This window comes from Streptomyces prasinopilosus (assembly GCF_001419695.1).
GTDB classification, from domain to species: domain Bacteria; phylum Actinomycetota; class Actinomycetes; order Streptomycetales; family Streptomycetaceae; genus Streptomyces; species Streptomyces prasinopilosus.
Genome location: NZ_LIRG01000180.1, coordinates 1 through 6,289, shown reverse-complemented (window position 1 = coordinate 6,289; position 6,289 = coordinate 1). Strand labels below are relative to the sequence as shown.

The 6,289-nt window shown below is 69.4% G+C and carries 6 protein-coding genes; 1 reads left to right on the top strand and 5 read right to left on the bottom strand.

The features are described 5' to 3' along the window. Positions 1-257 precede the first annotated feature (257 nt). The 3 genes from AOK18_RS09270 to arc all read right to left on the bottom strand — a co-directional run bounded on the left by AOK18_RS09270 (position 258) and on the right by arc (position 4,142). Positions 258-473, bottom strand: coding sequence for a ubiquitin-like protein Pup (locus AOK18_RS09270; protein ID WP_055571807.1), 216 nt, complete (start codon positions 471-473; stop codon positions 258-260). A gap of 155 nt (positions 474-628) precedes the next feature. Next, the gene (gene dop / locus AOK18_RS09265; protein ID WP_338119103.1) at positions 629-2,140 is read right to left on the bottom strand and encodes a depupylase/deamidase Dop; all 1,512 of its coding nucleotides are present in this window, start codon (positions 2,138-2,140) and stop codon (positions 629-631) included. A 235-nt stretch (positions 2,141-2,375) separates the two neighbouring features. Continuing rightward, positions 2,376-4,142, bottom strand: coding sequence for a proteasome ATPase (gene arc / locus AOK18_RS09260; protein ID WP_055571817.1), 1,767 nt, complete (start codon positions 4,140-4,142; stop codon positions 2,376-2,378). 263 nt (positions 4,143-4,405) lie between these two features. Between arc and AOK18_RS09255 the strand changes: the two genes are divergently transcribed. Beyond that, positions 4,406-4,705 carry a ferredoxin gene (locus AOK18_RS09255; protein WP_055571805.1) on the top strand — a complete coding sequence of 100 codons (300 nt, stop codon included), beginning with the start codon at positions 4,406-4,408 and terminating at the stop codon, positions 4,703-4,705. A gap of 128 nt (positions 4,706-4,833) precedes the next feature. Here AOK18_RS09255 and AOK18_RS09250 read toward each other — a convergent pair whose 3' ends face one another. Together AOK18_RS09250 and AOK18_RS09245 are read right to left on the bottom strand one after the other, a co-directional pair. Next, positions 4,834-5,412 carry a hypothetical protein gene (locus AOK18_RS09250; RefSeq protein ID WP_055693986.1) on the bottom strand — a complete coding sequence of 193 codons (579 nt, stop codon included), beginning with the start codon at positions 5,410-5,412 and terminating at the stop codon, positions 4,834-4,836. A gap of 215 nt (positions 5,413-5,627) precedes the next feature. Beyond that, a partial coding sequence (locus tag AOK18_RS09245) for a tRNA (adenine-N1)-methyltransferase (protein ID WP_055693985.1) occupies positions 5,628-6,289 on the bottom strand: 662 nt, incomplete at its 5' end.

The following is a 6,289-nucleotide window of genomic DNA, read 5'->3' as shown; positions in this document are numbered from 1 at the left end:
CGGACCACGGGCACCGCTTGGGGCCCGACCGCACCGGAGCCCTCTCGCGCACCCCCTCCCCCTCGGCCTCCCGGGGCCGCCCGCGGTGCTCGGCCGAGCACCGCGGGCGGGAGGTCCGCAAGCCGCCGGGCAGGGGCCTGTCGCCGGCGAAGGCCGATCGGGGCGCATGCGTCCCGCAGCGCGGGCAGCGCCCCGCCTCCGAGGCGCTGCCCCACTGCGAACTCCCCGCCCGCCTTCGATTCGAAGGAGTCAGGCGCTCACTGCCCGCCCTTTTGGACGAAGGACCTCACGAAGTCCTCTGCATTGGCCTCGAGGACGTCGTCGATCTCGTCGAGGACGTCGTCCACGTCGTCGCTCAGCTGCTCCTGGCGCTCCTTGAGGTCTTCGGATGCCTGCGCCTCGGGCGCCTCCTCGACCTCCTCGGTGGAGCGCGTCGCCTTCTGCTGTCCGCCGCCGGTGTCCTTGGTCGCCATAACCCTCACCCCGCTCGGTTCGACGTTCTTGATCAGACCCTACAAGCAGGGTCCGACAGGGGCCCCGCAGTTCCTACAACGTACGGGGGCCACTTCGATGATTCCCTTTCGCCGGACTTTCCACCCTGTCCGGCGGCCCGGCCGTGCGGGCCGGCTCAGTTGCCGGACAACACCCTGACCAGGTCTTCCGCCGTTCGGCAGCGGTCCAGGAGCTCCTTGACATGATTACGCGTTCCGCGAAGCGGTTCCAGGGTTGGGACGCGCTGGAGCGAGTCCCTGCCGGGCAGGTCGAAGATCACCGAGTCCCAGGAGGCCGCCGCGACGTCGTCCGCGTACTGCTCCAGGCAGCGTCCGCGGAAGTAGGCGCGGGTGTCCTCCGGCGGCTTCGTCCGGGCCCTCTCGACCTCCCTCTCGTCCAGCAGCCGCTTGATGCTGCCGCGGGCGACGAGGCGGTTGTAGAGCCCCTTGTCGGGCCGCACGTCGGCGTACTGGAGGTCGACGAGGTGCAGCCGGGCGGCGTCCCAGTCCAGGTCGTCCCTGCGCCGGTAGCCCTCCATGACCTGCCGCTTGGCGACCCAGTCCAGCTCGCCGGCCAGGCTCATGGGGTCGTTCTCCAGGCGGTTGAGGGTGTCCTCCCAGCGGGCCAGGACGTCCTTGGTCTGGTCGTCGGCGTCGGCCCCGTAGCGTTCCTCGACGTACTTGCGGGCGAGTTCGTAGTACTCCATCTGGAGCTGGACGGCGGTGAGCGTGCGGCCGCTGCGAAGCGTGACCAGCCGCTTCAGGGCGGGGTCGTGCGAGACCTGGTGCAGCGTCCGCACGGGCTGGTCGACCGCGAGGTCCACGGCGATGAAGCCGTCCTCGATCATCGACAGCACCAGCGCGGTCGTGCCGAGCTTCAGGTAGGTCGAGATCTCGGACAGGTTCGCGTCACCGATGATCACGTGGAGCCGGCGGTGCTTCTCGGCGTCGGCGTGGGGTTCGTCGCGGGTGTTGATGATGGGGCGCTTCAGCGTGGTCTCGAGGCCGACCTCGACCTCGAAGTAATCCGCCCGCTGGCTGAGCTGGAAGCCGTGCTCGCGGCCGTCCTGGCCGATGCCGACGCGTCCCGCGCCGGTGAAGACCTGGCGCGAGACGAAGAACGGGGTGAGGTGGCGGACGATGTCCGAGAAGGGCGTCTCCCGCTTCATCAGGTAGTTCTCGTGGGTGCCGTAGGAGGCGCCCTTGTTGTCGGTGTTGTTCTTGTACAGGTGGATGGGCTGCGCGCCCGGGAGCGCGGCGGCCCGCTCCGCGGCCTCGGCCATGATGCGCTCGCCGGCCTTGTCCCAGAGGACGGCGTCGCGGGGGTTGGTGACCTCGGGGGCGCTGTATTCGGGATGTGCGTGGTCGACGTAGAGGCGTGCGCCGTTGGTGAGGATGACGTTGGCGAGGCCGATGTCCTCGTCGGTGAGCTGGCTGGAGTCGGCGGCCTCGCGAGCGAGGTCGAAGCCCCGCGCGTCTCGTAGCGGGTTCTCCTCCTCGAAGTCCCAGCGGGCTCGGCGGGCCCGGTGCATCGCCGCCGCGTAGGCGTTCACGATCTGGGACGAGGTGAGCATGGCATTGGCGTTGGGGTGGCCGGGGACGGAGATGCCGTACTCCGTCTCGATGCCCATTACTCGCCGTACGGTCATGCGGCCCTCCTTGCCCGGCGGCGTCCCCGGTCGGGGACGCTGCTCAAGTACCGCCGGCGCTCCGATGCGTATGCGGTGCCCGTCACCGCACTGTACGACTCGGCGGTACCGAAGAGCCTAGAACGCCTTTGCGCTGGTGGGGAGATCATTTGCGTCATTGCCGTGTTCCGGTGGTGACTGCGGAAAGCAGTCGGCTGCGGGTACCCGCCGAGGGCACCCGCAGCCACCCTGTCTTTTACAGGTACTGACCGGTGTTCGCCACCGTGTCGATGGAGCGTCCGGTGTCCGAGCCCTGCTTTCCGGTGATGAGGGTGCGGATGTAAACGATCCGCTCGCCCTTCTTTCCGGAGATCCGGGCCCAGTCGTCGGGGTTGGTGGTGTTGGGGAGGTCCTCGTTCTCCTTGAATTCGTCCACGCACGCCTGGAGCAGATGGGAGACGCGCAGGCCCTTCTGGGTCTTCTCGAGGAAGTCCTTGATCGCCATTTTCTTGGCGCGGCCGACGATGTTCTCGATCATGGCGCCGGAGTTGAAGTCCTTGAAGTAGAGGACTTCCTTGTCTCCGTTGGCGTAGGTGACTTCCAGGAAGCGGTTCTCCTCGGTTTCGGCGTACATGTGCTCCACGGCGGTCTGGATCATGCTCTGGACCGTCGTGTCCCGGTCGCCGCCGTGTTCGGCGAGGTCGTCGCCGTGCAGCGGGAGGCGCTGGGTGAGGTACTTGCCGAAGATGTCCTTGGCCGCTTCGGCGTCCGGACGTTCGATCTTGATCTTCACGTCCAGCCGGCCGGGCCGCAGGATGGCGGGGTCGATCATGTCCTCGCGGTTGGAGGCACCGATCACGACCACGTTCTGCAGGCCCTCCACGCCGTCGATCTCGGCGAGGAGCTGCGGGACGATCGTGTTCTCCACGTCGGAGCTGACGCCGGAGCCGCGGGTGCGGAAGAGGGATTCCATCTCGTCGAAGAAGACGATGACGGGGGTTCCCTCACTGGCCTTCTCCCGGGCCCGCTGGAAGACGAGGCGGATCTGCCGCTCGGTCTCACCGACGTACTTGTTGAGGAGTTCCGGGCCCTTGATGTTGAGGAAGAAGCTCTTGCCGGCGGCCACTCCGGTCACTTCCGCGACCTTCTTGGCCAGCGAGTTCGCCACGGCCTTGGCGATGAGCGTCTTGCCGCACCCGGGAGGACCGTAGAGCAGGACGCCCTTGGGCGGACGCAGTTCGTGCTCCTTGAACAGGTCCGGGTAGAGGTAGGGCAGCTCGACGGCGTCGCGGATGGCTTCGATCTGGTTGCCGAGGCCGCCGATCTGCTCGTAGCCGATGTCGGGGACCTCTTCGAGGACGAGTTCCTCGACCTCGCTCTTGGGGACGACCTCGTAGACGTACCCGGAGCGGGGTTCGAGCAGGAGCGCGTCGCCGGGGCGGATGGTGATGCCCAGGAGGGGCTCGGCGAGCCGGACCACGCGTTCCTCGTCGGTGTGGCCGAGGACGAGTGCCCGTTCCCCGTCCTCGAGGATCTCCTTGAGGGTGACGATGTCGCCGACGCGCTCGAACTCCATGGCCTCGACCACGTTGAGCGCCTCGTTGAGCATCACTTCCTGGCCGCGCCGGAGCTCCTCGAGGTCGACGCCGGGACTCACGTTCACCCGGAGTTTTCTGCCGCCGGTGAAGATGTCGGCGGTGCCGTCCTCGTTCGCCACGAGGAAGACCCCGAAGCCGGCCGGGGGCTGGGCGAGCCGGTCGACCTCCTCCTTGAGGGCCACGATCTGGTCGCGGGCCTCGCGGAGCGTGCCGGCGAGTCGTTCGTTCTGGGCGGACACGCCGGCCAGATTGGTCTGCAGCTCGACGATCCGCTCTTCGAGAATCCTCGTGTGTCGCGGAGAGTCGGCGAGCTTGCGGCGCAGGACGGCGATCTCCTGCTCGAGGTAGGCAATCTGCCCGGCCGGGTCCTCGGACCCGCGTCCCGGGCGGATGCCGCGGTTCATGTCGTCGTCGTGGGCTGCCACGGTCCTCACCTCCTCCAAGGGGAGCTGGACGCTTCCAGACCCTACCTGGGCGGGTGTCGATTGAAACCCCTAGATCACAAAGACGGTCGGGGTGTGTCCGATCTTCACCCTTGCGCTCTCCCTCACGCCAGGGGAATACCCACCGAGGAGGGCGGGAATCCCGGCGCAGGTAGGGTCGGTGTGTTCAACACCCGTCGGAGCTGGCCGGATTCCCGTTCGGTCCGAGGCGGGAGACCGGGACACGGGGAGACGGCGGGAGAGGAATGAGCGTGCAGCGGGAGGCCGAGGGCGAGGCCCTGGAGGTCTGGATCGACCAGGACCTGTGCACCGGCGACGGCATCTGCGCGCAGTACGCGCCCGAGGTGTTCGAGCTGGACATCGACGGGCTGGCGTACGTGAAGGGCCCGGACGACGAGTTGTTGCAGGCCACGGGGGCGGCGACGCGCGTGCCGCTGCCGATCCTCACGGACGTGGTCGATTCCGTGAAGGAGTGTCCGGGCGAGTGCATCCACGTGCGCCGCGTGGCGGACGGCGTGGAGGTGTACGGGCCGGACGCCGGGTAACCGGTCCGGCACCGGTCGTCACCGCTTCCCGTTTCCCCGCACGCTCTTCAGCACTCCGGAGCGCGCGTGCCCCCGGGGCGCGGACGGGGCCCGCGCCCCGAGGGGGACGGGGTGCGTCCGCGCGGGTCTCACACGCTCCGGGCCCCGGAGGGCTCGGAGCGGACGAACACCCCGTCGTCCCAGTGCCACTTCGCGCTCTCGCGGACGTCGGGGCAGCAACGGGGCACGTCGGTGGACGAGTAGCCGAGCAGCGTCGCGGTGACCTCGCCGTCACGCACGGCGAGGTCGTCGGCGTTGGCGCGGTCCTCCGGGTCGACGAGGGTGGCCACCAGGCGGGGTGTGCCGGAGCCGACGGCCCGGGTCAGCACGTACACGCCGTCGGGCGGGGTGCCCATGGCGGCGTCGCAGTGCACGGCCGCCACCGTCTCGGGCCGTCCGTCGCCGTCCAGATCGCCGGCGACGTGCTTCTTGACCACCACGTCCACCGGACCGCAGTCGAGCGGGAACTCGACGGCCGCCGGGTCGGGGGGTGCCGTGTGCGCCGGGGCGCTCTTCGTCTCCGGGGCGGGTGTCTGGGCCGCCGTCGCGGCTCCGGGCTGCATCAGGGAGGAGAGCGCCACCACGCCCGCGAGGGCCGTGGCGGTGGCGACCCAGTGGATCGGGCGGGTGTGCGTGTGCGCGAGCTCCGGGACGGCGGGTGACTGCACGAGGAGCGTCTCCTGTGAGAGCTGTGCCGGTGGGGTGGCCAGCATCGTGCCACACGTCACAGTGCGGGGGAACGGCGGGGTGCGGAGTCGTGGTGCGGGATCTCCTTCTCCCGTCCTGTCCCGTCGCGTCAACGGGAGAGCGTCGTGGCGCAGTTCCCCGTGCGGACGGGGAACTGCGCCACGGCGCTCGTGCGTTGTCGGGGTGTCGGGTCGCGTCAGCGCGCGGTGCCCGCGTCGGCGTTGGGTCCCGAGTAGTCCTCGCCGTAGGCGCCCTTGGCCGGGCGGCGGCGGCGCATGGGGGGTTCCACGCCGTCGGCGAGCCGGCGGGCGGTGAGCAGGAAGCCGGTGTGGCCGATCATCCGGTGGTCCGGGCGGACGGCGAGACCTTCGATGTGCCAGTTGCGGATCATCGATTCCCAGGCGGTCGGTTCGTTGAAGGAGCCGATCTCCCGGATGGACTCGACGGTCCGGGCGAGCTGGGTGGTGGTCGCGACGTAGCAGCAGAGGATGCCGCCGGGCACGAGTGCCTTGGAGACCGCCTCCAGGCATTCCCAGGGCGCGAGCATGTCGAGGATGACGCGGTCAACCTCGGTGTCGGACAGGTTGTCCTGGAGGTCGCCGACGGTGAGCTGCCAGGCGGGGTGCGGACCGCCGAAGTAGCGCTCCACGTTGGCCCGGGCGATCTCGGCGAAGTCCTCGCGGCGTTCGTAGCTGTGCAGCATGCCCTGGTCGCCGATGGCGCGCAGCAGGAAGCTGCTGAGGGAGCCGGAGCCGACCCCCGCCTCCACCACGCGGGCGCCGGGGAAGATGTCGGCGAAGGCGAGGATCTGCCCCGCGTCCTTCGGGTAGACGACGGCTGCCCCGCGGGGCATGGACA

Coding starts and splice junctions, on each gene's coding strand:
- dop (WP_338119103.1), bottom strand. CDS start 2,140: ATGACCGTACGGCGAGTAATGGGCATCGAGACGGAGTACGGCATCTCC.
- AOK18_RS09270 (WP_055571807.1), bottom strand. CDS start 473: ATGGCGACCAAGGACACCGGCGGCGGACAGCAGAAGGCGACGCGCTCC.
- AOK18_RS09255 (WP_055571805.1), top strand. CDS start 4,406: ATGAGCGTGCAGCGGGAGGCCGAGGGCGAGGCCCTGGAGGTCTGGATC.